The sequence below is a fragment of the Flavobacterium praedii genome (assembly GCF_026810365.1).
GTDB classification, from domain to species: Bacteria; Bacteroidota; Bacteroidia; order Flavobacteriales; family Flavobacteriaceae; genus Flavobacterium; species Flavobacterium praedii.
In genome coordinates this window covers 1,634,831-1,658,282 of the sequence record NZ_CP113948.1, presented here as the reverse complement: position 1 = coordinate 1,658,282, position 23,452 = coordinate 1,634,831, and the positions used below count along the sequence as shown (strand labels likewise).

The 23,452-nt window shown below is 32.0% G+C and carries 28 protein-coding genes; 26 read left to right on the top strand and 2 right to left on the bottom strand.

The features are described 5' to 3' along the window. Positions 1-148: 148 nt before the first annotated feature. Together OYT91_RS07030 and OYT91_RS07025 are read right to left on the bottom strand one after the other, a co-directional pair. Positions 149-1,387: an NAD(P)/FAD-dependent oxidoreductase gene (locus tag OYT91_RS07030; protein ID WP_269222444.1), complete on the bottom strand. Its 1,239-nt coding sequence runs from the start codon at positions 1,385-1,387 to the stop codon at positions 149-151. Positions 1,388-1,486: 99 nt separating this feature from the next. Continuing rightward, positions 1,487-2,554 carry a class I SAM-dependent methyltransferase gene (locus tag OYT91_RS07025; RefSeq protein ID WP_281240070.1) on the bottom strand — a complete coding sequence of 356 codons (1,068 nt, stop codon included), beginning with the start codon at positions 2,552-2,554 and terminating at the stop codon, positions 1,487-1,489. 205 nt (positions 2,555-2,759) lie between these two features. On the opposite strand from OYT91_RS07025, the gene flxA reads away from it, so the two are divergent. The 26 genes from flxA to OYT91_RS06895 all read left to right on the top strand — a co-directional run bounded on the left by flxA (position 2,760) and on the right by OYT91_RS06895 (position 23,414). After that, positions 2,760-4,280: a flexirubin biosynthesis tyrosine ammonia-lyase FlxA gene (flxA, locus tag OYT91_RS07020; protein WP_269222447.1), complete on the top strand. Its 1,521-nt coding sequence runs from the start codon at positions 2,760-2,762 to the stop codon at positions 4,278-4,280. Between the two features lie 72 nt (positions 4,281-4,352). Beyond that, positions 4,353-5,084, top strand: coding sequence for a flexirubin biosynthesis SDR family reductase FlxB (flxB, locus tag OYT91_RS07015; protein WP_281240069.1), 732 nt, complete (start codon positions 4,353-4,355; stop codon positions 5,082-5,084). 15 nt (positions 5,085-5,099) lie between these two features. Continuing rightward, positions 5,100-6,359 carry a beta-ketoacyl-[acyl-carrier-protein] synthase family protein gene (locus tag OYT91_RS07010; protein ID WP_281240068.1) on the top strand — a complete coding sequence of 420 codons (1,260 nt, stop codon included), beginning with the start codon at positions 5,100-5,102 and terminating at the stop codon, positions 6,357-6,359. After that, entirely contained in the window at positions 6,328-6,579 is a 252-nt protein-coding gene (locus OYT91_RS07005; RefSeq protein WP_269222449.1) for a phosphopantetheine-binding protein, read from the top strand. The genes OYT91_RS07010 and OYT91_RS07005 overlap by 32 nt, the downstream gene beginning before the upstream one ends. A 61-nt stretch (positions 6,580-6,640) precedes the next feature. Further along, the gene (locus tag OYT91_RS07000) at positions 6,641-7,522 is read left to right on the top strand and encodes a lysophospholipid acyltransferase family protein (protein WP_281240067.1); all 882 of its coding nucleotides are present in this window, start codon (positions 6,641-6,643) and stop codon (positions 7,520-7,522) included. Positions 7,523-7,820: 298 nt separating this feature from the next. Then, the gene (locus OYT91_RS06995; RefSeq protein ID WP_269222450.1) at positions 7,821-8,726 is read left to right on the top strand and encodes an NADPH-dependent FMN reductase family protein; all 906 of its coding nucleotides are present in this window, start codon (positions 7,821-7,823) and stop codon (positions 8,724-8,726) included. Between the two features lie 6 nt (positions 8,727-8,732). Further along, complete coding sequence (darB, locus tag OYT91_RS06990) at positions 8,733-9,866, top strand: dialkylresorcinol biosynthesis protein DarB (RefSeq protein ID WP_269222451.1); 1,134 nt, start codon at positions 8,733-8,735, stop codon at positions 9,864-9,866. Continuing rightward, complete coding sequence (locus OYT91_RS06985) at positions 9,866-10,306, top strand: hotdog family protein (protein WP_281240066.1); 441 nt, start codon at positions 9,866-9,868, stop codon at positions 10,304-10,306. Before darB ends, OYT91_RS06985 begins: the two co-directional genes overlap by 1 nt. 11 nt (positions 10,307-10,317) lie before the next feature. Beyond that, positions 10,318-10,788 (top strand): hotdog family protein, encoded by a 471-nt coding sequence (locus OYT91_RS06980; RefSeq protein WP_281240065.1) that lies wholly within the window; start codon positions 10,318-10,320, stop codon positions 10,786-10,788. Between the two features lie 9 nt (positions 10,789-10,797). Continuing rightward, positions 10,798-11,202, top strand: a complete 405-nt coding sequence (DarG, locus tag OYT91_RS06975; protein ID WP_269222453.1) for a flexirubin biosynthesis protein DarG — start codon at positions 10,798-10,800, stop codon at positions 11,200-11,202. Next, positions 11,202-12,200 carry a BtrH-related acyltransferase DarH gene (gene darH, locus OYT91_RS06970; protein WP_281240064.1) on the top strand — a complete coding sequence of 333 codons (999 nt, stop codon included), beginning with the start codon at positions 11,202-11,204 and terminating at the stop codon, positions 12,198-12,200. Before DarG ends, darH begins: the two co-directional genes overlap by 1 nt. Before the next feature lie 31 nt (positions 12,201-12,231). Beyond that, positions 12,232-12,873, top strand: coding sequence for a hypothetical protein (locus OYT91_RS06965; protein ID WP_281240063.1), 642 nt, complete (start codon positions 12,232-12,234; stop codon positions 12,871-12,873). Between the two features lie 66 nt (positions 12,874-12,939). Continuing rightward, entirely contained in the window at positions 12,940-13,638 is a 699-nt protein-coding gene (locus OYT91_RS06960; RefSeq protein WP_281240368.1) for an ABC transporter ATP-binding protein, read from the top strand. Next, on the top strand, positions 13,628-14,911 hold the full coding sequence (locus tag OYT91_RS06955; RefSeq protein ID WP_281240062.1) for an ABC transporter permease: 1,284 nt from the start codon (positions 13,628-13,630) through the stop codon (positions 14,909-14,911). Before OYT91_RS06960 ends, OYT91_RS06955 begins: the two co-directional genes overlap by 11 nt. Then, positions 14,886-15,335: an acyl-CoA thioesterase gene (locus OYT91_RS06950; RefSeq protein WP_281240061.1), complete on the top strand. Its 450-nt coding sequence runs from the start codon at positions 14,886-14,888 to the stop codon at positions 15,333-15,335. Before OYT91_RS06955 ends, OYT91_RS06950 begins: the two co-directional genes overlap by 26 nt. A 1-nt stretch (position 15,336) precedes the next feature. After that, positions 15,337-16,467: a beta-ketoacyl-[acyl-carrier-protein] synthase family protein gene (locus tag OYT91_RS06945; RefSeq protein ID WP_281240060.1), complete on the top strand. Its 1,131-nt coding sequence runs from the start codon at positions 15,337-15,339 to the stop codon at positions 16,465-16,467. Further along, entirely contained in the window at positions 16,467-17,084 is a 618-nt protein-coding gene (locus tag OYT91_RS06940) for a 3-oxoacyl-ACP synthase (protein ID WP_281240059.1), read from the top strand. Before OYT91_RS06945 ends, OYT91_RS06940 begins: the two co-directional genes overlap by 1 nt. A gap of 2 nt (positions 17,085-17,086) precedes the next feature. Continuing rightward, positions 17,087-17,344, top strand: a complete 258-nt coding sequence (locus tag OYT91_RS06935; RefSeq protein ID WP_219318555.1) for an ApeE family acyl carrier protein — start codon at positions 17,087-17,089, stop codon at positions 17,342-17,344. Positions 17,345-17,423: 79 nt separating this feature from the next. Further along, positions 17,424-18,626: a beta-ketoacyl-[acyl-carrier-protein] synthase family protein gene (locus OYT91_RS06930; RefSeq protein ID WP_281240058.1), complete on the top strand. Its 1,203-nt coding sequence runs from the start codon at positions 17,424-17,426 to the stop codon at positions 18,624-18,626. Between the two features lie 9 nt (positions 18,627-18,635). After that, positions 18,636-19,700, top strand: coding sequence for a beta-ketoacyl synthase chain length factor (locus tag OYT91_RS06925; protein WP_281240057.1), 1,065 nt, complete (start codon positions 18,636-18,638; stop codon positions 19,698-19,700). Further along, positions 19,697-20,470 (top strand): polysaccharide deacetylase family protein, encoded by a 774-nt coding sequence (locus tag OYT91_RS06920; RefSeq protein WP_281240056.1) that lies wholly within the window; start codon positions 19,697-19,699, stop codon positions 20,468-20,470. Before OYT91_RS06925 ends, OYT91_RS06920 begins: the two co-directional genes overlap by 4 nt. Continuing rightward, positions 20,460-21,095, top strand: coding sequence for a flexirubin biosynthesis/transport protein LolA2 (gene lolA2, locus OYT91_RS06915; RefSeq protein ID WP_281240055.1), 636 nt, complete (start codon positions 20,460-20,462; stop codon positions 21,093-21,095). The genes OYT91_RS06920 and lolA2 overlap by 11 nt, the downstream gene beginning before the upstream one ends. Then, a complete protein-coding gene (gene lolB2, locus OYT91_RS06910; protein ID WP_281240054.1) occupies positions 21,073-21,708 on the top strand; it encodes a flexirubin biosynthesis protein LolB2 in 636 nt (211 codons plus the stop codon). The genes lolA2 and lolB2 overlap by 23 nt, the downstream gene beginning before the upstream one ends. 17 nt (positions 21,709-21,725) lie before the next feature. Next, a complete protein-coding gene (locus OYT91_RS06905; protein WP_269222461.1) occupies positions 21,726-22,325 on the top strand; it encodes an outer membrane beta-barrel protein in 600 nt (199 codons plus the stop codon). Positions 22,326-22,328: 3 nt separating this feature from the next. Further along, complete coding sequence (locus OYT91_RS06900) at positions 22,329-22,700, top strand: ApeI family dehydratase (RefSeq protein WP_281240053.1); 372 nt, start codon at positions 22,329-22,331, stop codon at positions 22,698-22,700. 231 nt (positions 22,701-22,931) lie between these two features. Further along, entirely contained in the window at positions 22,932-23,414 is a 483-nt protein-coding gene (locus tag OYT91_RS06895) for a hypothetical protein (protein ID WP_281240052.1), read from the top strand. The last annotated feature ends 38 nt before the right edge of the window (positions 23,415-23,452 follow it).

The following is a 23,452-nucleotide window of genomic DNA, read 5'->3' as shown; positions in this document are numbered from 1 at the left end:
TATAAAGATATAAAAAAATGGACGATTTTTAAATGGTTATATCTATTTAACTATTTAATAGCCAATGAATTGATGAAACAGCGCAATTTGAAAGAAAAGCAAACAATTTAAATAAAAAAACTCCTAGCAGAACTAGGAGTCTTAATGTTTATTCGCCTCCCATTTGGAGTATGTGAGCCATATTTTTGATTAGATTATCATGTTTTTTTACAAAAGGATTGCTCTCATCCCAAACATACCCAGCAAGAACAGCACATATTTTTCTTTTTACATCTGGATTTTCAGGTTGGTGAAAGAATAAAGTTTGTAAGTTTCCTGTGTACCATTCTTTTACATAAGTCGTAAAAACAGCAATTCCTCTCTTCATGTATGCTGTAAACTCGGCTTCCCAATCTACTGCGATTCCTTGTGTTTCCTTGAAGTATAACTTGGCAGCAAGCATTCCTGATTCCGTGGCAAATGCTACACCCGATGAAAATACAGGATCTAAAAACTCAGAACTGTTTCCTGTTAAAGCAAAACCATCTCCATACATTTTTTTTACAGATCTGGAGTAATTTTCTAATTTGATAGGTTCGAATAAAAAATCCACTCCCGCAAATCGCTTGATATAATAATCTGAAAGTTGAATGGCATTTTTTAATGCTTCGGCATTATCCTTATTTTCTGAAAGAGAATTGATGAAATGAGTAGGCCCCACAACTCCAAGACTGGTATTGCCGTTCGAAAATGGAATTACCCACAACCAAACTTCGGTTTCTAGAATGTCAAAAGAAATCATTGTTCCTTCTTCGCCTGCGGGACGATTGATATCAACAACATGAGTGAAAATAGAAGAATGGGGATCTAGTTTTGAAGGGGTGTCTAAATCTAAAAGGCGAGGGAGTACTCTTCCGTAACCACTAGAATCTATGATGAATTTAGCGTGGATTTCTTTTAAATTCCCGTCTTTGTCTTTTACAACTGTTGTCGAATTTTTTCCTTCGAAAGTAACCGAAATCACTTCCGATTCAAATTCTAAATCAATTCCTTTTCGGATTACTTCTTGAGCCATTGTATTGTCAAAATCGGCTCTTGGTACTTGCCATGTCCAGTCCCAACCTTCGGAAAATTTATTGCTAAAGTCAAATACACAAATTTCTTCGCCTCGTATAAATCGTGCACCCAGTTTTTTCTCGTAATTCATGGCGTTCAAACAATCGTACAATTCGGCTTCTGCAAAATGATCCATCACTCTGGGAATTAGGCTTTCGCCGACAACAATTCGAGGGAATTTTGTTTTTTCAACGACCTTAATTTTGATTCCTTTTTTATGAAGATAAGAAGCAGAAACACATCCTGATGGTCCAGCCCCTATGATTAAAACATCTACGAATTCTTGTAACATTTATGTATTGCAATTAAAGTTTTGTAAAGATTTGAACAATGATTTATAGTCAATACTAGAAATACGTTGTATAAAATGCAAATTTAGAGATTTATCAATTTATATAATTCTTTTTTTACATTTAATCAAAGTATGACTCATGCCGATCATTTCGTGAATTTCATCTACTATAAACCCAGCTTTTTCGATAACTTTTATAATATCTGTAGAATGATACATTTGACTGTTTCCATTGGCAACTGCTGTAAAATATAAAGAGGTGGCATGTAAACTGTATGTCGAAGCTTGGAATTTTTGTAAGTCCCAAAATGTTTCCAAAATATAGAAACTGGTATTGGCATTCATAGCATCGTATGTTTTTCTAAAAAGAGTGAAAATTTCATCCATTGAGAAACAATCAATAAACTGACTCATCCAAATAATATCAAAATCCTTTGGAATTGTTGATGAATTGTCTAATAAATTGATGTCTACTGTATCAATTCTGTTTTCAAAACCAGCCTCGGCAATGATTTTTCGCGCCACCGTTGTTTGTCCGGGCAAATCCAGAATAGTAATCTTTACATTTGGATCGTATTTGGCACATTGTAATGCAAATTTTCCGGTATTTCCCCCAACATCCAAAAGCGATTTAGGGTTATTTCCAAATAAAATAGGCATAATTTCCGGAAAGGTATAGTCAGAATAAAAGTGATCAAAGTCAAACCAACTTTTTTTGACTTTTTCGGGTAATTCAGATAAGCCAATATAAACGGTATCCCAATTTCCTAATTCTTTTAATCCTTCAGGTTTTCCATTTTTAATGGATTCTTCAAGATGATTCATTGCTAGATAATTGACATCTTGGGTGAAATTCATGTTAATATTGGTCATTTTATCTCTTAAAATAAAATAGCCCGTTTTTGTCAGTAAGAATTCATTGTCTTTTAAGTACACCATCTCTAGACTAAGTCCAGCTTCGAGTAGAATTTTTACACCGTAAACAGATAAATTCAATTCGGTTGCGATAGTTTCAATAGTTGCCTTATTGTTGTTGAATAAATATTCCAAAATTCCAAGATTTCTTAGCGACTTTGCTGCTTGAAACATAATTGGGGCAAAAGCAATTTTTTGAGCATCTAAATTAGCTTGAATAACATTTTTTTTGTCAGAACCAAAATCTTTCATTCGTATTTTGTTATTTTAAATTGTGTTGTAAGTTGTTGTAGTTATTGTAGTTAAATGTGTATTTGACAATAGGAAAACAAAAATATTTTGAATTACAAATTTTAGCGATATTATGCTACATTTGTTTATTCAAATTAACCAAATTATATTCTAAATAAAAATAAATTTTTAATTTATTTAGTTGTAAAAAAACAATACGAATTGAATGAATACTATAAACGAATATTTAAGTCTAAAAGAGTTTGAAACTGTAATTTTTAATAATGAAAAAATAGCTATAAGTGAAGCTGTTTTAGATCGAGTTAATGAAAGTTTTGATTTTCTAAAAGCATTTTCAGTTAATAAAATTATTTACGGTGTAAATACAGGTTTTGGACCAATGGCTCAATACCGCATAAAAGATGAAGATCGCATACAATTACAATATAATTTAATTAGAAGTCATGCCTCTGGCACAGGAAAACCCTTGAATGCAACTTGTGTTAAAGCAGCAATTTTAGCTAGACTTAATACACTTTCTTTAGGTAATTCTGGAGTTCATCCTTCATTGATTCTGTTAATGAAAGAATTAATTAATAAAGATGTTACTCCTTTAATTTTTGAACATGGTGGAGTAGGCGCAAGTGGTGATTTGGTGCAATTGGCTCATTTGGCTTTGGTTCTTATTGGTGAAGGAGAAGTTTTTTATAAAGGAGAACGAAGACCAACATCAGAGGTTTTTGCCATAGAAAAACTAGAACCAATTCAAGTAGAAATTAGAGAAGGGCTGGCTTTAATGAATGGAACTTCGGTAATGACAGGGATTGGTGTTGTTAATGTGTATCATGCTAATAAATTATTAGATTGGTCGATTAAATTTTCTTGCGCAATAAATGAAATCGTGCAAGCGTATGACGATCATTTTTCAGAAGAATTAAACAATACAAAACGCCATAATGGTCAGCGGGAAGTAGCGCAAAGAATGCGAACAAACCTTGAAGACAGTACTCTAATCAGAAAGAGAGAAGATCATTTGTATTCTGGAGAAAATACCGAAGATATTTTTAAAGAAAAAGTTCAGGAATATTATTCGTTGCGTTGTGTTCCTCAAATTTTGGGGCCAGTGCTTGAAACCATAAATAATGTAGCCTCTATTTTGGAAGAAGAGTTCAATTCTGCAAATGATAATCCAATTATTGATGTAAAAAATCAGCACGTTTATCATGGTGGAAATTTCCATGGTGATTATATTTCTTTGGAAATGGATAAATTGAAAATCGTAATTACCAAGTTAACAATGCTTGCTGAACGTCAATTGAATTATTTGCTGAATTCAAAAATAAACGAAATTCTACCTCCTTTTGTGAATTTGGGAACTTTAGGATTTAATTTTGGAATGCAAGGTGTGCAATTTACAGCCACTTCAACAACAGCAGAAAATCAGATGTTGTCGAATCCGATGTATGTTCATAGTATTCCAAATAACAATGACAATCAGGATATTGTAAGTATGGGAACCAATGCTGCCGTAATTACATCAAAAGTGATTGAAAACGCATTTGAAGTTTTGGCTATCGAATTGATAACCATTGTTCAAGCAATCGATTGTTTGGAACAAAAAGATCAAATTTCATCTGTAACCAGAAAAATATACGATGATATTCGTGTCATTATTCCAAAGTTTGAAAAAGATCAGGTTATGTATCCTTTTGTACAAAAAGTAAAAGAATATTTGATTAATAACTAATCCCTCCATAATAATCTAAAATCTAGACAGGAATCCAAAGGGTGAACTGACGAAGTAATTTAAAATAAAAGTATGAAATGTGCATTGATAACAGGAGGTTCTAGAGGAATTGGTAGCGCTATTTGTGAAAAATTAGCACATGATAGCAGTTATCATATTTTGATTAATTATCATTCCAATAAAGAAGCTGCCGAAAAAACTTTAGAGAAAGTAATCGCAAATGGAGCTACTGGTGAAATCATTCAATTTGATGTAGCCAATTTTGATGAAGTACAATCGGTATTGACACAATGGCAAGAAGCAAATCCAGAAGCAATTGTTGAAGCAATTATAAATAATGCAGGAATAACAAAGGATGGTTTGTTCATGTGGATGAGTCCAGAAGATTGGTCTAGTGTTGTGAATACGAGTTTGAACGGATTTTTTAATGTGACCAACTTTTTTATGCAAAAAATGTTGCGCAATAAATACGGGCGAATTGTAAATATGGTGTCGCTTTCGGGAGTAAAAGGAACTGCTGGACAGACTAATTATTCTGCTGCAAAAGGGGCCTTAGTGGCTGCTACTAAAGCTTTGGCACAAGAAGTGGCCAAAAGAAATATCACAGTAAATGCTGTAGCTCCAGGTTTTATTAAAACAGACATGACTAGTGCTCTAGACGAAAAAGAATTAATAAAGATGGTACCTGTAAATCGTTTTGGAGAAGCAGAAGAAGTGGCGGATTTGGTTAGTTTTCTAGTTTCCAAAAAATCAAGCTATATTACGGGAGAGATTATAAATATAAATGGTGGAATTTATTCATAAAATAGTATAAAGAGAATGAATAAGAGAGTTGTCATCACAGGAATGGGAATTTATTCTTGTATAGGAACATCATTAGATGAGGTAAAAGAGTCTTTGTACCAAGGAAAATCAGGAATTTCGTTTGATACAGAACGCAAAGAATTCGGATTTCGATCCGCTTTAACCGGTATGGTTCCAAAACCAGATTTGAAAAATTTACTTACCAGAAGACAAAGAATAAGTTTAGGGGAAGAAACAGAATATGCCTATATGGCGACGGTAGAGGCATTAAAAAATGCGAATATCGACGATGCTTTTTTTGAAACAAACGAAGTAGGAATTATGTATGGTAACGATAGTGTGTCTAAGGCTGTTATTGAAGCCACAGATATTATTCGTGAAAAAAAAGATACTACTTTGATAGGTTCAGGAGCTATTTTCAAATCCATGAATTCTACAGTTACGATGAATCTCTCAACAATTTTTAAGTTAAGGGGGATTAATTTGACAGTTAGTGCAGCTTGTGCTAGCGGATCTCATTCCATAGGATTGGCTTATTTTTTGATAAAAAGTGGGTTTCAGGATATCATAATTTGTGGAGGTGCACAAGAAATCAATAAATATGCCATGAGTAGTTTTGATGGTTTGGGTGTTTTTTCTGCTAGAGAAGATGAACCTACAAAAGCGTCAAGACCTTTTGATATTAATCGTGATGGTTTAATTCCAAGTGGTGGTGGTGCTACTTTGATTTTAGAATCCTACGAATCAGCTATGAAGAGAGGGGCAACTATTTTGGCCGAAGTTGTGGGGTATGGATTTTCATCAAATGGGGGGCATATATCTACTCCAAATGTTGATGGTCCTTCTATTGCAATGCAACGGGCATTGGATGAAGCAGGATTGCAGCCTAGTGAAGTAGACTATATCAATGCTCATGCAACATCGACTCCAGTAGGTGATGAAAACGAAGCGAAAGCTATTTTTCAGGTTTTTGGCGAAAGCAATCCTTATGTAAGTTCCACAAAGTCAATGACGGGCCATGAATGTTGGATGGCTGGAGCCAGTGAGGTAATCTATTCCGTTTTAATGATGCAAAATGATTTTATCGCTCCAAATATAAATTTGGAAACTCCAGATGAAGATGCCGCAAAATTAAATTTAGTTAAAACCACTTTAAATAAAAAATTTGACATATTTTTGTCGAATTCCTTTGGTTTTGGAGGAACAAATTCAGCATTAGTAGTTAAAAAGTATAAAAAAAGTAATGAACAAGGAAGCAATCGTAGCGAAAATTAATGGTTTTTTAATTGATGAATTTGAGGTGGATGGTGATGATATTCAGTCAGATGCTATATTAAAAGATACTTTAGGATTGGATAGTTTAGACTATGTTGATCTAGTTGTTTCGATAGAATCGAACTTTGGTGTAAAATTAGTAGAGGCTGATTTTGTTGGTGTTTCTACATTTCAAACTTTTTATGATGTAATAGAAAACAAACTAAAACTTAAAGCATAATTTATATTTTTTAGATGTGACAATTAATCTAAAATCTGCAATCTAAAATCTAAAATTTAAAATGAGTCAATGGGATGGAAAATCTAAAGGCACTGTTTTAGGATATAAAATCTTTGTTTTTTTTATAAAAAATGTAGGAGTCAAATCAGCTTATCTCATTCTTTATTTTGTTGCTAGCTATTATTTTATTTTTCTAAAAAAAAGTAATGCCTCCATCTTTTATTACTTTAGGAAAAGACTGGGGTATTCCTATTTTAAATCAAAAAGAATGGTTTTTAATAGTTATTACACTTTTGGGCAAACGATTATAGATAAAATTGCTATTGGTGCCGGATTGAAAAGTAAGTTTACTTATGAGCATGAAGGAAGAGAAATTCTAATCAAACTTTTGGAAGAAAAAAAAGGAGGTGTTCTTATTAGTGCCCATATTGGAAATTTTGAAATAGCAGAACATTTTTTTAGTGAGTTAGATGTTAATTTTCAAATAAATCTGGTCACTACCGATTTGGAGCATTCGACCATTAAAAAATATCTAGAAAGTATTACCGAAAAGCCCACAATAAATTTTATACTCATTAGTAATGATATGTCTCATATTTTTGAAATTAATTCGGCTCTAGCAAGAAATGAATTAGTTTGTTTTACAGGAGACAGATATTTTGAGGGAGTAAAAGCATTAAGCGACAATCTATTAGGTGAGGAAGCTCTTTTTCCATCAGGTCCGTTTCTAATTGCCTCTCGATTAAAAGTTCCGGTTGTTTTTGTATATGTCATGAAGGAACCCAATTTGCATTATCATCTTTATACGATTGAAGCCAAAGTTAAACATCGTGATGAAAAAGGATTGTTGAGAGAATATACTCAAAGCCTTGAAAGTATGATTAAAAAATACCCATTGCAATGGTTTAATTATTTTGATTTCTGGAATCAAATCGAAGATTAATAACAATTTATTTACATTTTATTTCATTTTAAGAGTGGTTGTTAAGTTTATAACACTAACAGTTTGATTGTTATTGCTTTATAGATAAAAACAAAAAGGTTGATTTGTGGATGGAACTCAATTTTTATTTACCTAATTTTTTATTTTATTTCATTTGTTTATGATTTACAGATAGTTAAAGTAAAATGATGCTTTTTTTATTTTTAACTAGGCTAGTTTTTGTCATTAAAGAAATAATAGACTATTAGTATAAATTATAAATTTAGGTTATTTTCGCTTTTTTAAATCGAAAACCGCAATGAAAAACGTCCTCGTAATCTACTATTCTCAATCGGGACAATTGGAGTCTATTGCTAGAAATATTGCAAAACCACTTTTAGATTCTGACAACGTAAATGTTTTTTTTCATGAAATTCAATTAGAAAAGCCTTTTCCATTTCCATGGGATAATGAAGCTTTTTTTGGTGCTTTTCCTGAAACATTTTTGCAAATTCCTGCGCCACTTTTGCCAGTTTCCAAAGAAATAATGAACACAAAATTTGACTTAATTCTTTTGAATTATCAAGTTTGGTATTTAACACCATCTATTCCTATAAATTCTTTTTTGAAAAGTTCCGAAGCTAAAATTTTATTGAATAATACCCCAGTTGTTACCATAAATGGTTCAAGAAACATGTGGATTATGGCTCAGGAAAAAGTCAAAGGATTATTAAAACTTAATAATGCATCGCTTAAAGGAAATATAGCATTGGTAGACAGAGCGGGTAATTTAATTAGTGTTATTACTATTGTAGAGTGGATGTTTTCAGGAATAAAAAAGAAATATCTTGGTATTTTTCCTTTACCTGGAGTTTCAGATAAAGATATTAATGAATCTTCGAAGTTTGGAGCTGTAATTTTATCGAATTTGAAACAAAATAGTTTAGATAATTTACAATCAGAATTAATTAGTATTGATGCAGTTAGGGTTAGTTCTTATTTGGTAACGGTTGATAGAACTGCAAATAAGATTTTTAATAAATGGTCTAATTTGATCATAAAAAAGGGAGAATCTAGAAAAACTTGGTTGAAAGTTTTTAAAGTGTATTTGTTACTAGCTATTTGGTTAATCTCACCAATAGTTTATATATTGCACATTCTTACTTATCCATTAAAGATCCAAAAAATAAGAAAAGAATTAGAATATTATAAAGGAGTAAATTAGATTATTATGTTTGATGTATATATTACAAAAGCGGCTAAATGTTTACCAAATGACGCTGTTTCTAACGATGAAATGGAAGGTTATTTAGGGTTAATAAATGAAACCGCGTCCAAAGCCCGAAGACTAATACTAAGAAACAACAAGATTGTTAGCCGGTATTATGCTCTAGATAAAAAAGGGAAAAGTACTCATAATAATGCGGAATTGACTACTAATGCTATTCAAGGATTGTTTGATGATAGTTTTGGGCCACAAGACATGGAATTATTATCTTGTGGTACAACCACTCCAGATGTTTTAGCACCTTCTCATGCTGCAATGGTGCACGGATTGTTGAAAAATAAAAGCTTAGAATTAAATTCCTCTTCAGGAGTGTGTTGTGCAGGTATGAATGCTTTAAAATTTGGTTTTTTATCTATAAAGTCTGGTAATACTCAAAATGCAGTTTGTACAGGTTCAGAAAAAATATCTAATTGGATGTTAGCCAAAAAGTATGAAAATGAAGTGGTTAATTTAAAAAACTTAGAAGAACAACCAATTCTAGCTTTCAAAAAAGATTTTTTGAGATGGATGTTATCTGATGGTGCTGGCGCATTTTTGTTGGAAAATAAACCAAGTGGTACTATTTCTTTAAAGATGGAATGGATGGAAGCTTTTTCATATGCTTTCGAACTAGAAACTTGTATGTATGCTGGTGGGGATAAATTAGAAAATGGCGAAATAAAACCTTGGAATGACTACGAACCAGATCAATGGCTGAATGAATCATTATTTGCTTTCAAGCAAGATGTTAAATTATTAGACGAATTTATTTTGGTGAAAGGAGCCGAAAGTATGCGTGATGCTTTGTCCAAAAACAATATTTCATCAGATGAAATTGACTACTTCTTGCCACACGTATCATCACATTATTTTGTTGAAGGATTAAGAAAATCATTGGCAGAAAGAGGAATGGATATTCCTATGGAAAAATGGTTTATGAATTTGGCACATGTTGGTAATGTTGGTGCAGCATCCATTTATTTAGCTTTAGAGGAATTGATGAATTCAGGTAAATTAATAAAAGGAAATAAAATTCTTTTATCGGTTCCAGAAAGTGGACGTTTCTCGTATGCGTATGCTTATTTAACGGTTTGTTAATGGCAACGGTTGGAAATAATTTATTAGGAGATAAAGATTTTGTCGAATCTTTAATTCCGCAACAGTTTCCATTTGTAATGGTTGATAAATTGTACTCCTATTCCGAAACAGAATTGGTTTCTGGATTTACGATACAAGAAGAGGCAATTTTTTTCGAAAATAAATCCTTTGTTGAGTCTGGGATAATAGAACACATGGCGCAATCAGTAGCCTTACATACTGGATATCAGTTTTATTTAAGAAAAGAACAAGCTCCTACTGGTTACATTGGTTCCATAAAAAGTATCGAAATTATAGCTTTGCCCAAAGTTCAGGATAAAATAAGAACAACGGTTTCTATTTTACAGGAGTTTGCCGGTATTACTTTGGTTGATGTTGTGACCACGTTAAACGATGTTGAAATAGCCAAAGGTCAAATGAAGACTGTTTTGGCTAAATAAATTAGAACAACGTGAATTATAAAGAAACTTCAAATTTGGTTGATATAAAAAAATATTTGCCTCATCGTGCACCAATGCTTATGGTGGATATGATTTTGGAAATGGATGACGAAAAAGTCGAAACTATTTTTGAAATAAAAGAAGATAATATTTTTCTTAAAAATGGGTTTCTTACTGAATCAGGTTTGGTAGAAAATATGGCGCAAACATGTTCCTCTGTTGTTGCAAAAGATTATTTTATTGATGAAAATAAGAAGGACAAAACAGGTGTATACGTTGTTGGTTTCATTAGTGGTATCAAAACATTAAAAATCCATTCTTTGCCTAAAGTGAATGATGTTATTTTTACAAAAGCAGTATTGGTTTCAAAATTTATTACTGATTCATATAGTTTATGTGCGATGAAATGTGAAAGTTTTAATAAAGACGAATTGCTATTAGAAGGCGAGATTACTTTGTTTATTCAAGAAAATAAATCATAGACAGATACCATGAAAACAGAAGAAGTTCCCCAAGATAAAGGCAATCTTTCCAACAAAAATATGAAAGAGTTGGTTTATGCCACAGACGAAAAAGGCAATTATACCACTGCTTTAAGTACAGGTTGGGAACCTAAAACTATTGCGTTATCAAATTCTATTGAAGAGATAAGTGAGCGAATTGCAATTGCAAAATTACAAGTCGAGAATAATGAAGTTAGCCCCATTTGTTACTATATGGAATTGTGTAGAATGGATATTGGTGTGCTTTCCAGTTATGTGGGAATGTGGCAATGGCGGGTGAAAAGACACTTCAAACCCAAAGTTTTTGCTGGTTTAAGCGAATCTGTTTTGAAAAAATATGCCGAAACTTTCAATATCACTATTGCAGAATTAAAACAGATTAAAACAAGTTAATGGAAACAAATTTTACACATCATCAATCGGCTCATTGTGAAAATGGAGTTGCTTCCAATTTGTTAAAACATAATGGATTGAATATTAGTGAACCAATGGTTTTTGGAATTGGTTCTGGACTTTTCTTTGTTTATATCCCATTTCTAAAAGTAAATTACGCACCTGCTATCAGTTACAGACCCATGCCAGGTTTAATTTTTAATAAGTTGGCGAAACGTTTGGGATTAAAAATCAAAAGGCAAAAATTCTCTAGCGAAACCAATGCCATCAAAGCATTAGACGAAAATTTAAAAAATAATATTCCTTCTGGATTGCAGGTAGGAGTGTATAATTTGACTTATTTTCCAGATGAATATCGTTTTCATTTCAATGCCCACAACTTAGTGGTTTATGGTAAAACGGAAACCGATTATTTGATTAGCGATCCCGTTATGGAAAACGTAACGACACTTACGCATGCCGAATTAAATAAAGTACGTTTTGCCAAAGGGGCCTTCGCGCCAAGAGGCCAAATGTATTATCCTATTCAGATTCCTGTTAATATAGATTTGAAAGGTGCAATTATAAAAGGAATAAAAAATACTTGTCGTGATATGCTGGCACCAATGCCAATAATTGGAGTGCGAGGTATTCGATATGTGGCCAAACTAATTAAGAAATGGCCAGTAAAAGAAGGAATCAAGAAAGCCAATCATTATTTGGCTCAAATTGTTAGAATGCAGGAAGAAATAGGAACTGGTGGAGGTGGTTTTCGGTTCATATACGCTGCTTTTTTACAGGAAGCTTCTGTGATTTTAGATAATAAAGAACTTCAAGTTTTATCACTGGAAATGACTGCTATTGGTGATATGTGGAGGGATTTTGCTGTAGAAGCGTCTCGTGTTTATAAAAATAGAAGCACCAAAGTTGATGTTTACAATACACTTTCGGACGAGCTTTTGGCTATTGCCGATAAAGAAGAAGTTTTTTTTAAGAAGTTAAGGTTAGCAATTAAATAATATTATATTTAAAAAGAATAAAATTATCAATATGAGAATCTATTTATTAGGGATTTTGAGTTTAGTATTACTCTCTAGTTGTGCTGTTAATAGAAAAGTAAAATATGATGGAGTAAAATTAGATTTAACGGGTATCAAAACCAAAAATATTGATTTAGCGCTTCTAGACCATCGTGAAGCTGTGATTGATGGTTCAAGAAAACCAGACTTTGTTGGTTATATGGTAAGTGGAGCTGGAATACATTGGCCAATGGGAACGTTAAGTAAAAATAATTTAATGGATGATTTGTCAAACAATTTAGTAAATTCATTAGATAAATATAATGTAAAAGTTACAAATGTTATTACAAAATGGCAAGATGACGAAAAAACGATTAAATCAAAATTATTGGCATTAAATGGAGATATAAAAATATTTTTTGTTTTTAATCAATTGAATACAAATGGTTATGGAATTCAATTTTTATATTATAACATTAATGTGTACATATATAATAAATCAGGAGAACTTTTAAAACATAAAGTAATTGTTGGAAAAGATAAATTGGGCGGAAATATAGCATTTGGTCCATGTTCATTTGAAACCTATATGCCAAAATCTATGTCAAAATTGTTTGAAGATATTTTGAATGACAAAGAAATTTTAGAAACAATAAATAAAGATTTAATCTAAAAGGTAATAATTTTGAAATCCATCATACAAATATCAAATTTATCCAAAATGTACAAAGATGCCGAAATGTATTCTTTGGATAATTTTTCTTTGGATATAAAAGAGGGGCAGATTTTTGGTTTACTTGGTCCGAATGGAGCTGGTAAAACCACTCTGATTTCAATTCTTTGTGGATTGGTTAGACCTACTTCGGGTACTTTTACCATTGATGATTTGACGTATGCAAAAAATGCCAATGGTATAAAAAAAATAATTGGAGTTGTACCACAGGAATATGCTTTATATCCAACATTAACCGCAAGGGAAAATTTACTGTATTTTGGAAGTATGTATGGTTTAAAAGGGAATGACCTTAAAGAAAAAGTAATTAACAATCTTGATTTTTTAGGATTATTGAAGTTTGCAGATAAACGAATCGAAACTTTTTCGGGAGGAATGAAACGCCGCGTCAATTTGATTGCTGGAATTCTACACAATCCCAAGATTCTTTTTCTGGATGAACCTACCGTAGGCGTTGATGTACATTCTAAAAATGTTATTATTGATTATTTAAAGGAACTTAATAAAACGGGTACAACCATTATTTATACGTCACATCATTTATCCGAAGCGCAGGATTTTTGTACCAACATTGCCATAGTAGATAGAGGTATAATATATGCTGAGGGAACGCCAAAGGATTTAATTACTGCTACACCAAATGCCAGAAATCTGGAAGATGTTTTTATTTCATTAACCGGAAAAGAATTGAGAGATGCTATATAAAATTTGGATGTCAGTTTATAAAGAATTCTTGTTGCTGAAACGAGATATGGGAGGGGTTGTGACATTGTTTTTGATGCCGTTGGTATTAATTATAACAGTTACACTTATTCAGGATAGTACTTATAAAAAAGGTGAAGAGGTTAAAATCCCAATACTATTGGTTGATTATGACAAAGGAAATGTTTCCAAAACGATTTTTGATAATTTACAAAAAAACAACGTTTTTAGTGTAGTTACAACCATAGATAAAATTCCGATTACTGAGGCTATAGCCAAAGAAGCTGTTTTTAAAGGAAAATATCAGATGGCAATTATTATTCCATCCCATTTAAGTATTGATTTACAAGCTAATATCGATCAAAATGTTCAAAAAATTGTCAGTAGTTTGGGTTTTTCCGATTCTTTGACAACCGATTCAAAAACAAAATTAGTTAATCAAAAAGAAGTCAAACTCTACTTTGATCCAGCAGTGCAATTGAGTTTTAAAAATGGCGTTATGAATGGCATTGACAAAATGATTTCTCAAATTGAAACCAAATCCATTTACAGTACTTTTCAAGATCAATTAGGAGAAGGAGATGGTAAATTTGAACAAAAGAGTTTTATTACATTCAAAGAAATCGTTCCTAAAATCAACAATAAAGATAATAAACCAAATTCTGTGCAACACAATGTTCCAGCTTGGACACTTTTTGCTATATTTTTCATTGTTATTCCATTGTCAATCAATATAGTAAAGGAAAAAACGCAAGGAACTTTTATTCGCTTAAGAACCAATCCAGTTTCTAATATGATTGTTTTGGGAGGTAAAACAGTTATGTATTTAATCATTTGTTTGATTCAGTTTTATATGATGATTGCAGTTGCCATATTTTTATTTCCTCATTTGGGACTACCGGCTCTGAATGTAGAAGGAAATCTATTATTGATGAGTGTTGTAGCCTTATTTTCTGGATTAGCGGCAATTGGTTTTGGTATTTTATTGGGTACTATTGCCAAAACACAAGAGCAATCGGCTCCTTTTGGTGCTACAGCCGTGATTATTTTAGCAGCTATAGGTGGCGTTTGGGTTCCCGTATTTGCCATGCCTAAAATAATGCAAGTTATTGCGCAATCCTCACCAATGAACTGGGGACTTGAAGCTTTTTATGATGTACTTTTGCGTAACGCATCCTTTTGGGATTTAGTTCCAGAATTGAGTTTGTTATTTTTATTTTTTATAGTTACCACAACGATAGCATTGCTGTATGAAAAGAAGAAAAGAGCAGTTTGACGAAGCAACCGCTTTAACCGTTTCACTAGAGATTCGAGTACGTTTCAATGAAACCGACCCGCTTGGAATAGTGTGGCACGGCTATTATATTACCTATTTTGAAGATGGGAGAGAGGCTTTTGGTCGTCATCACGGGATTTCCTATTTGGATATTTTTGATAGTGGCTATACAACACCTATTGTAAAATCAAGTTGTGAACATAAATTGTCATTGCGTTATGGTGATGTAGCCCGCATAGAAACTACTATTGTTGATACTCCTGCGGCAAAAATGATTTACAGATACAAAATATTTGATGCCAAAAATGAAATTGCTTGTTCAGGAGAAACTGTTCAGGTTTTTTTGGATAAAGATGGAGAATTAATGCTAACAAATCCTCCTTTTTTTGAAGAGTGGAAACGAAAAGTAGGCCTTATAAAATAAAATGATAAAAGAAGTTTACATAACCGAAACGAATTGCATTACACCCATAGGGTTTGATGTGACCTCCAATATAAAAAATATTGGTGATGAAGTTTCTGGTATTCAATTGCATGATAAACCAAAGTTGTTTCATGTGCCATTTTACGCTTCTATAATTGATGATGCCGATTTGGATTTAGCTTTCGCCAAAATTACTGCAGCCACTCACTATTCTAGATTAGAGAAAATGATGATTTTGGCTTTAGATCCCATCATTAAAAAGGCTAAATTCGTTTTCAGTGAGCGAACTGGTTTTTTACTGTCAACTACAAAAGGGAATGTTACGGCTTTAGAAAATCAAAATTTAGAATCTGCTTATTTACATCAATTAGCTCAAACGATTGCTGATTTTTTTAAATTTAAAACAGAGCCAATTGTGGTTTCAAATGCTTGTGTTTCTGGAATATTGGCTGTTTCGGTGGCCAAAAGGTTACTACAGGCTGAAGTTTTTGATAATGTATTTATAGTTGCAGGGGATGAAATTTCGAAATTTATTTTATCAGGATTCAACTCTTTTCAGGCCATGAGTGATTTGCCGTGTAAGCCTTATTCAATAAACAGAACTGGAGTTACATTAGGCGAAGCTGCTGCTGCGGTTTTGGTTTCTTCGAATAAAGAAAACGCCAAAATAAAAGTAATAGGAGATGGCTCTATCAATGATGCGAATCATATCTCGGGACCATCTAGAACTGGTGAAGGTCTTTTTAGAAGCATTCAAAGTGCTTTGGCGGAAGCCAAAATAAACAGCAGTCAAATTGATTATATTTCAGCACATGGTACAGCAACTCTATATAACGATGAAATGGAAGCTATAGCCTTGAACAGATTAGGATTAGAAAATGTTCCAGTCAATAGTCTGAAAGGATTTTATGGACATACGTTGGGAGCTTCGGGATTATTAGAAACCGTTATCGGAATTCAATCGGTACAGGAAAGCAAATTGTTTGTTTCCTTGGGATTTGACACTATTGGAGTGAGTCAGCCAATTCATATTATTGAAAAAAATGAGGATAAAAATATTCGTTATTTTCTAAAAACAGCTTCAGGTTTTGGTGGTTGCAATACAGCAGTTTTATTCGAAAAAGTTAACTAATGGCAGCAAACAGAACCTATATAAAATCCTTTTGTACGATTCAGAATAATCAAATTTCACTGAATGGTGAAACTGTTTTCGGTACGGAACAGACTGTGTTTACCGATTTTTCAAAGAAAGCCTATCAGTTTTTGGAAATGAATTATCCTAAATTTTTTAAAATGGATAATTTGAGTAAATTGGCTTTTTTAGGAGCAGAATTGCTTTTGAGAACTAAAGGTGAATCGTCTAAAGAGAATAATACGGCATTGGTATTTGCCAACAAATCATCAAGTTTGGATACTGATGTGAAATATCAAAATTCAATTTCTGACACCGAAAATTATTATCCGAGTCCAGCGGTATTTGTTTATACATTGCCGAATATTTGTTTAGGAGAAATTAGTATCAAACATCAATTGAAAAGCGAAAATTCTTTCTTTATATTTGCGGATTACAATCCTGAATTTATGGAAAAGTACAGCAACATACTTTTGAAAACCCAAAAAGCAGATAAAGTTTTGTGCGGTTGGGTTGAATATTATAAGGAAGAGTATAAAGCCTTTCTGTATGTAGTAGATACCAAAGATGAATTAGAACACAATCAAGAATTATTAAAAAAATTATACAAACATTAATTATGGAAGCATTAAAGCAAGAATTAAAAAGTAAAATCATTGAAGTTTTAAACCTGGAAGATATTGCAATAGCAGATATAAATGATGATGATGCCTTATTTGGTGACGGATTGGGGCTGGATTCTATTGATGCCTTGGAACTTATTGTAATGTTGGATAAAGATTACGGAATCAAATTGGTTGACCCAAAAGAAGGGAAAACTATTTTTAAGTCTATAGAAACTATGGCTGCTTATATTTCTGAAAACAGAGTTAAGTAATAATTTAAGATTTTAGAGTGTAGATTTTAGATTAATTGGAGTCTAAAATTAATCTAAAATCTGCAATCTAAAATCTAAAATGTCTAAAGGAGTTGCCATAACAGGAATGGGTATTATTTCTTCAATCGGTAATACGGTTGAGGAGAATTACAATGCATTATTGAATAGTCAAATTGGGATCACCACTATCGAAAATATTACTACAGTGCATGCTGATGTAATAAAGGTTGGTGAAATAAAAAAAAGCAATCAGGAGTTAATTGAAGAATTGCAATTAGACAAAGACAATAATTTTACAAGAACGGCTATGCTGGGTACAATCGCAGCGAAACAAGCCTTGAAAAATGCTGGTATAACTTCAATAAACGAATACAGAACAGGATTGATTTCTGCTACTAGTGTGGGCGGAATGGATATGACGGAACGTTATTATCATGAATACTTTGAAAATCCAGAAGTTGTAAAATACATTAGCAGTCACAATGCCGGAGATAATACTGATAAAATGGCGCATGAATTGGGATTGAAAGGCATGGTAACAACCATTAGTACAGCCTGCTCTTCTGCTGCAAATGCAATTATGTTAGGCGCTCGATTGATACAATCAGGAAAACTCGATCGTGTTATTGTTGGAGGAACCGATGCTTTATCCAAATTTACCATTAATGGTTTTAAAACACTTATGATTTTATCAGATGGTTACAACAAACCTTTTGATAATGAAAGAACGGGTTTGAATCTCGGCGAAGCAGCTGCTTATTTGGTTTTAGAATCGGAGGAATTGGTCAAAAAAGAAAATAAAAAAGTATTGGCTAGAGTTTCTGGTTATGGAAATGCAAATGATGCTTTTCATCAAACTGCCTCTTCCGAAAATGGAGACGGTGCTTTTTTGGCAATGGAAAAAGCCTTTAAAATAGCCCAATTAAAACCAGAACAAATCGATTATATCAATGTTCATGGTACTGCAACACCCAATAATGATTTATCCGAAGGAAGAGCGATTGTTCGATTGTTTGGCGAAAATAACGCTCCAGATTTTAGTTCAACCAAACCTTTTACCGGACATACATTAGCGGCCGCAGCGGCTGTTGAAGCGGTTTATAGCGTATTGGCAATACAAAACAATGTGGTTTTCCCAAATCTGAATTTTAAAACACCAATGGAGGAATTCAATTTGATACCTCAAACTACTTTAAAACATAAAAAGATAGAACATGTTCTTTCTAATTCTTTTGGATTTGGAGGAAATTGTTCGACTCTTATATTTTCAAAAAGCGAATAGTATTTCAATATGAAAAAGACATATATTAACGGACTAGGTTGTATTTCGGCTCAAAAAACGTTCGATACTATTTTTTTGGAAGAAGCAGAATTAAACGAAAATGACACTGTTTTTGCTTTAAAAGTTCCCATTTATAAAGATTTTATTCCTCCTGTTGCGATTAGAAGAATGGCAAAAGGAGTCAAAAACGGAATTGTAGCTTCGACTCTTGCATTGTGTGAAGCCAAGTTAGAAACTGTTGATGCAATTATTACTGGAACCGGAATGGGTTGTATTGAAGATTCTGAAAAATTTTTGAAAGCTATTTTAGATAATGATGAACAGTTTTTAACACCCACTTCGTTTATCCAATCGACACACAATACGGTTGGAGGACAAATTGCTTTGGGCTTGCAATGCAAATCGTATAATTTGACCTATGTAAACGGTTCTGTATCTTTTGAATCTGCTCTTTTTGATGCAAAAATGAAGATTGAAGAGCAGGAAGCATCTTCTATATTAGTTGGAGGAATTGATGAAACTGCTGATTATACGTTGTCTTTGTTTAAATTGGCTGGATTTTTAAAGAAAGAAAATCAAGGACCTTATTCCGTTTTAGAATCAACTACTAATGGAGTTGTTTTTGGGGAAGGGGCTACTTTTTTTGCTTTAGAAAATGAAATAAAAGAAAATACAATTGCCGAAATTTTAGATGTAGAAATCCTGAATAAATTGGATGTATCCGAGGTTGAAGGAAAGATTATTTCTTTTTTAGCTTCAAATGATCTGAAAATTAATGAAATTGACGCTATAATTTTAGGATATAATGGCGATGTTGAATCTGATTTGTATTATAAAAATCTTTCTAAAATTACTTTTGCAAATATCCCGCAAGTATATTACAAACATTTAAGTGGGGAGTATGATACTGCTTCTGCATTTGGGTTATGGATTGGTTCAAAAATTATCCAAACGCAAAATATTCCCGATATTGTAAAAATAAATGCACTTGATAAAGCAACGTATAAAACTATACTTTTGTACAATCAACGCAATGGAAAAGATCATAGTTTTACTTTAATATCAAGCTGTTGAAACATAAAATTGTAACTGTTTTTTTTATTTTGTTTCTAATACTACTCGCTTTGATTAGCTTCTTTGTAGTAATAGAAGTCCATTTTTTTATTATTGTTGCTTGTTTTTGGTTTTTGATTGTATTTTGGGGCTCTACGTTTGTGGCTTCCAATTATCATGTCAAAACCTATTGCAGTAATCCATTGGAAAACGAAAAGAAAATTGCGATTACCTTTGATGATGGACCAAATGAAATAACAATTACGGTTTTAGATGTATTACGGAAGTACAATGCTAAAGCCACTTTTTTTTGTATTGGAAAAAATATAGCAAAACACCCCGATATTTTAAAAAACACGATAAAGGAAGGACATGCCGTTGGAAATCATTCCTATAGTCATTCTCCTTTTTTTGATTTTTATAATAAAAATCAAATTATTGCTGAAATTGAACAAACCGATGCTTTGATTGAATCTGTTTCGGGTTTGAAACCAAAATTATTCAGACCGCCTTATGGGGTAACCAATCCTTCCATTCGAAGAGCATTGAAGGTAACCGAGCACCAAACGATTGGTTGGAATATTCGATCATTGGATGGGATTATCAAAAACGAAAAGTTTCTTTTGAATCGAATTGTAAAAAGAATTAAACCTGGAGGAATTGTACTTTTGCACGATACGTCGAGTCAAACGGTAAGCGTCCTAGAAGAATTGTTATCGTTTTTACAAAAAAATAATTACACTGTTGTTCCCTTAGAGGAACTCCTGAATATAAAAGCTTATGCGAATTAAATTTTTTCTGCTATTACTATTTTTGAGTGTCGGTCCTTTTAAATCATTGGCGCAAGAGCAAAAAATGAGCGAAAGTGAGATTGCTTCTTTCAAACAATCTGTTGCTGTTGTTTCTAAAAAAATCAACACTTTAAGTACAGATTTTATTCAATACAAGCATCTTGATTTTCTTTCGAAAGACATTGAAACATCTGGTAAAATGGTTTTCAAAGAGCCTAATTTATTGCTTTGGCAGTACAAAAAACCCTATAATTATTCGATTGTTTTTAAAAACGGAAAAATATTGATTAATGATGAAGGAAAGAAAAGCGCCGTAGATATTGGAAACAGTAAATTATTCGGAAAAATAAATAAGCTAATTGTGGGTAGTGTGAGTGGTGATTTATTTGATGATAAGGAATTTTCTATTTCATACTTTAAAAATAAAGACCAAAATACGGCCAAGTTTATTCCAAATGAGGCGACACTAAAGAAATATATCAAACAAATAGAATTGACTTTTAACAAAGGCGATGCAACGGTTATACAAGTTAAGTTATTGGAATCCTCAGCAGATTTTACCCGAATTGTATTTAAAAACAAAATAATCAATACCAAAGTCGATGAAGCTTCTTTTACAAATTAGTAGTATTCTGGTTCTTGTATTGTCGTCTTGTTCTACCAATAAAGTGTTGAAGGAATATAAAACTGTAGCTTTAGAAAAAACTTTTTTGGAAGTGCCTTATTTTTCTAATCCTCAATTGGATTATGTTTACAAGGCTAATATAACAGTTTATGGAAAAGAATTAACCGGTATTTTTATCGCAAAAAAAATTGATGACAGTACGCACAGAGTCGTTTTTACAACAGAATTTGGCAATAAACTCATGGATTTTGAAATTTCAGAGAATGATTTCAAAGTCAATTATATTTTGGAGGAATTGGATAGAAATATTGTGATAAATACATTAATAACTGATTTTAGATTGCTTTTAAGATGTCATTACACGATTAGCGAACAATATGAAAATGCTGAGAATAGTGTTTATTTATCATTAGATAAAACTAAAATGAATTATCTGTTCTTTTCCAAATCAACAAATAAATTAAGTAAAATTGTACATGCATCTAAAAGAAAAGAAATAATAAACCTTTTTTTTAGTTCGGAAAACAATATTTTTGCAGAAAAAATTAGCATCCAACATAAAAATATTAAATTAACAATTGCACTAAATTATTTTAACCAACAAGACAATTAACTACTATGAATTTTAAAATGAAAATTGCCAAAGGATTATTAATTTTACTTTTTACTTTTTTTGGAACAATTCAAGCGCATGCTCAAGTGAGTTTCAGACCTGGATTGCGTGGAGGTGCCAATTTTAGCCACTTCACAAAAGGAGACAATTATTATACTGACCTTAATAATCCATCAAATCTAGGTACAACGAATATTCAGTTTGATACAAAAACAGATTTTTATATTGGTTTTTATGGTGCAATAAAACTTTCAAGATTTTATACTTTACAGCCAGAAATCAATTATTCTGCTCAAGGATCAAAGTATAGATCAATTAATACGAATACTACTTTAGATGTTGATTATTTATCGATAGGAGTAGTAAATAAATTTACATTTGCAGATCGATTCAACGTGCATTTAGGCCCGACACTCGATTTTGTTACAAATAAAAACTTTGATACCGATACCAATTTTGATATGGCTTTTGTATTAGGTGTGGGATTAAATTTGACACCCAATTTTGGAATAGAAGCTAGAGTAAAAAAAGGTATTATTCCAGTTGCTGATTTTAATGAGAACCATACTAATGTCGTTTTTTCTTTAGGAGGAACTTATACTTTTGATGTAAAATAAGCTATGTTATTAAAAGATTTTTATACTATAATTTCGTTGGAAAACACTGCAGATTCTAAATACAAAGCTGTAATTTTAGTCAATGAAAAGCATGAAGTTTTTAAAGGACATTTTCCTGGAAATCCGATAATGCCTGGAGTTTGTATGATGCAAATTATAAAAGAACTGACAGAGCAAATTACAGGAAGTGCACTATTTATGCAATCATTATCAAATGTTAAATTCATGGCTTTGATTAATCCATTTAATACACCAGAATTACTTTTGGATTTGGATGTCACCGCTACAGAAGATAATTTGATAAAAGTGAAAAATGTGAGTTATTTTGGTGAAACTGTGGCTTTAAAATTAAGCAGTGTATATAGAAAAGTTTAGTTTTAAAACCTCTCGATACTTATGTAGTAATGATTTTTTTTCTTAATGTCATTTCGTTATTTCGAGATAAATAACAAACTTTTTTTTGTCTTAGAGAATAATTGGTCATCAATGTATAATTTTATGAAATTTTAATTTATAAAAATGAAATCGCCATGACAGAAGCTGTCTCAAACACCTATGAAGATCTAGCGATGCCATATTCCTATAAAAAACAAATATGATCTACATATGAAAACTATTTTTTTATTTCTTTTTTTATTTCTTTCCAGTACTCCTTCTATAACTGAAATCAGGAAATTATATACAACCGCTACTGATTCTGAAATTAATGCTAAAGAGTTTGCCGCAAAACTAAATGAGGTAGGCAAAGAAGACAGTAAAACTTTGGTTGCATACAAAGGAGCTTCTTTGGCAATTATTTCTAAATTAGAAAAAAAGATTTCAGATAAATCTAAGAAGTTTAAAGAAGGTTCAAGTTTAATTGAATATGCTGTTGCAAATGAGCCAAATTCAATAGAAATTAGAATGATCCGATTGAGTGTTCAGGAAAATGTACCTAAGATTGTAAATTATAGAGGAAATAAAAAGGAAGATAAAAAGTTCCTATTAGACCATTTTAAAGAACAATCAGGAGCTTTGAAAACCTATATTGGTGATTTTATTACGCAATCAAAAAGTTTTACAGCTACCGAAAAACTTTTGGTAAAATAATTATTTGATAAATAGCTGAAGTCTTCAAATGGATCGCA

Bases quoted from the DNA above. Each gene is read 5' to 3' on its own strand.
- OYT91_RS06985 (WP_281240066.1), top strand. From the start codon at position 9,866: ATGGCAACGGTTGGAAATAATTTATTAGGAGATAAAGATTTTGTCGAA.
- OYT91_RS06950 (WP_281240061.1), top strand. From the start codon at position 14,886: ATGAAAAGAAGAAAAGAGCAGTTTGACGAAGCAACCGCTTTAACCGTT.
- OYT91_RS07010 (WP_281240068.1), top strand. From the start codon at position 5,100: ATGAATAAGAGAGTTGTCATCACAGGAATGGGAATTTATTCTTGTATA.
- OYT91_RS07030 (WP_269222444.1), bottom strand. From the start codon at position 1,387: ATGTTACAAGAATTCGTAGATGTTTTAATCATAGGGGCTGGACCATCA.
- OYT91_RS06925 (WP_281240057.1), top strand. From the start codon at position 18,636: ATGAAAAAGACATATATTAACGGACTAGGTTGTATTTCGGCTCAAAAA.
- OYT91_RS07000 (WP_281240067.1), top strand. From the start codon at position 6,641: ATGAGTCAATGGGATGGAAAATCTAAAGGCACTGTTTTAGGATATAAA.
- darH (WP_281240064.1), top strand. From the start codon at position 11,202: ATGGAAACAAATTTTACACATCATCAATCGGCTCATTGTGAAAATGGA.
- lolA2 (WP_281240055.1), top strand. From the start codon at position 20,460: ATGCGAATTAAATTTTTTCTGCTATTACTATTTTTGAGTGTCGGTCCT.
- darB (WP_269222451.1), top strand. From the start codon at position 8,733: ATGTTTGATGTATATATTACAAAAGCGGCTAAATGTTTACCAAATGAC.
- OYT91_RS06960 (WP_281240368.1), top strand. From the start codon at position 12,940: ATGTATTCTTTGGATAATTTTTCTTTGGATATAAAAGAGGGGCAGATT.
- OYT91_RS06945 (WP_281240060.1), top strand. From the start codon at position 15,337: ATGATAAAAGAAGTTTACATAACCGAAACGAATTGCATTACACCCATA.
- OYT91_RS06900 (WP_281240053.1), top strand. From the start codon at position 22,329: ATGTTATTAAAAGATTTTTATACTATAATTTCGTTGGAAAACACTGCA.
- flxA (WP_269222447.1), top strand. From the start codon at position 2,760: ATGAATACTATAAACGAATATTTAAGTCTAAAAGAGTTTGAAACTGTA.
- flxB (WP_281240069.1), top strand. From the start codon at position 4,353: ATGAAATGTGCATTGATAACAGGAGGTTCTAGAGGAATTGGTAGCGCT.
- OYT91_RS06905 (WP_269222461.1), top strand. From the start codon at position 21,726: ATGAAAATTGCCAAAGGATTATTAATTTTACTTTTTACTTTTTTTGGA.
- DarG (WP_269222453.1), top strand. From the start codon at position 10,798: ATGAAAACAGAAGAAGTTCCCCAAGATAAAGGCAATCTTTCCAACAAA.
- OYT91_RS06935 (WP_219318555.1), top strand. From the start codon at position 17,087: ATGGAAGCATTAAAGCAAGAATTAAAAAGTAAAATCATTGAAGTTTTA.
- OYT91_RS06930 (WP_281240058.1), top strand. From the start codon at position 17,424: ATGTCTAAAGGAGTTGCCATAACAGGAATGGGTATTATTTCTTCAATC.
- OYT91_RS07025 (WP_281240070.1), bottom strand. From the start codon at position 2,554: ATGAAAGATTTTGGTTCTGACAAAAAAAATGTTATTCAAGCTAATTTA.
- OYT91_RS06995 (WP_269222450.1), top strand. From the start codon at position 7,821: ATGAAAAACGTCCTCGTAATCTACTATTCTCAATCGGGACAATTGGAG.
- lolB2 (WP_281240054.1), top strand. From the start codon at position 21,073: ATGAAGCTTCTTTTACAAATTAGTAGTATTCTGGTTCTTGTATTGTCG.
- OYT91_RS06955 (WP_281240062.1), top strand. From the start codon at position 13,628: ATGCTATATAAAATTTGGATGTCAGTTTATAAAGAATTCTTGTTGCTG.
- OYT91_RS06965 (WP_281240063.1), top strand. From the start codon at position 12,232: ATGAGAATCTATTTATTAGGGATTTTGAGTTTAGTATTACTCTCTAGT.
- OYT91_RS06895 (WP_281240052.1), top strand. From the start codon at position 22,932: ATGAAAACTATTTTTTTATTTCTTTTTTTATTTCTTTCCAGTACTCCT.
- OYT91_RS07005 (WP_269222449.1), top strand. From the start codon at position 6,328: ATGAACAAGGAAGCAATCGTAGCGAAAATTAATGGTTTTTTAATTGAT.
- OYT91_RS06940 (WP_281240059.1), top strand. From the start codon at position 16,467: ATGGCAGCAAACAGAACCTATATAAAATCCTTTTGTACGATTCAGAAT.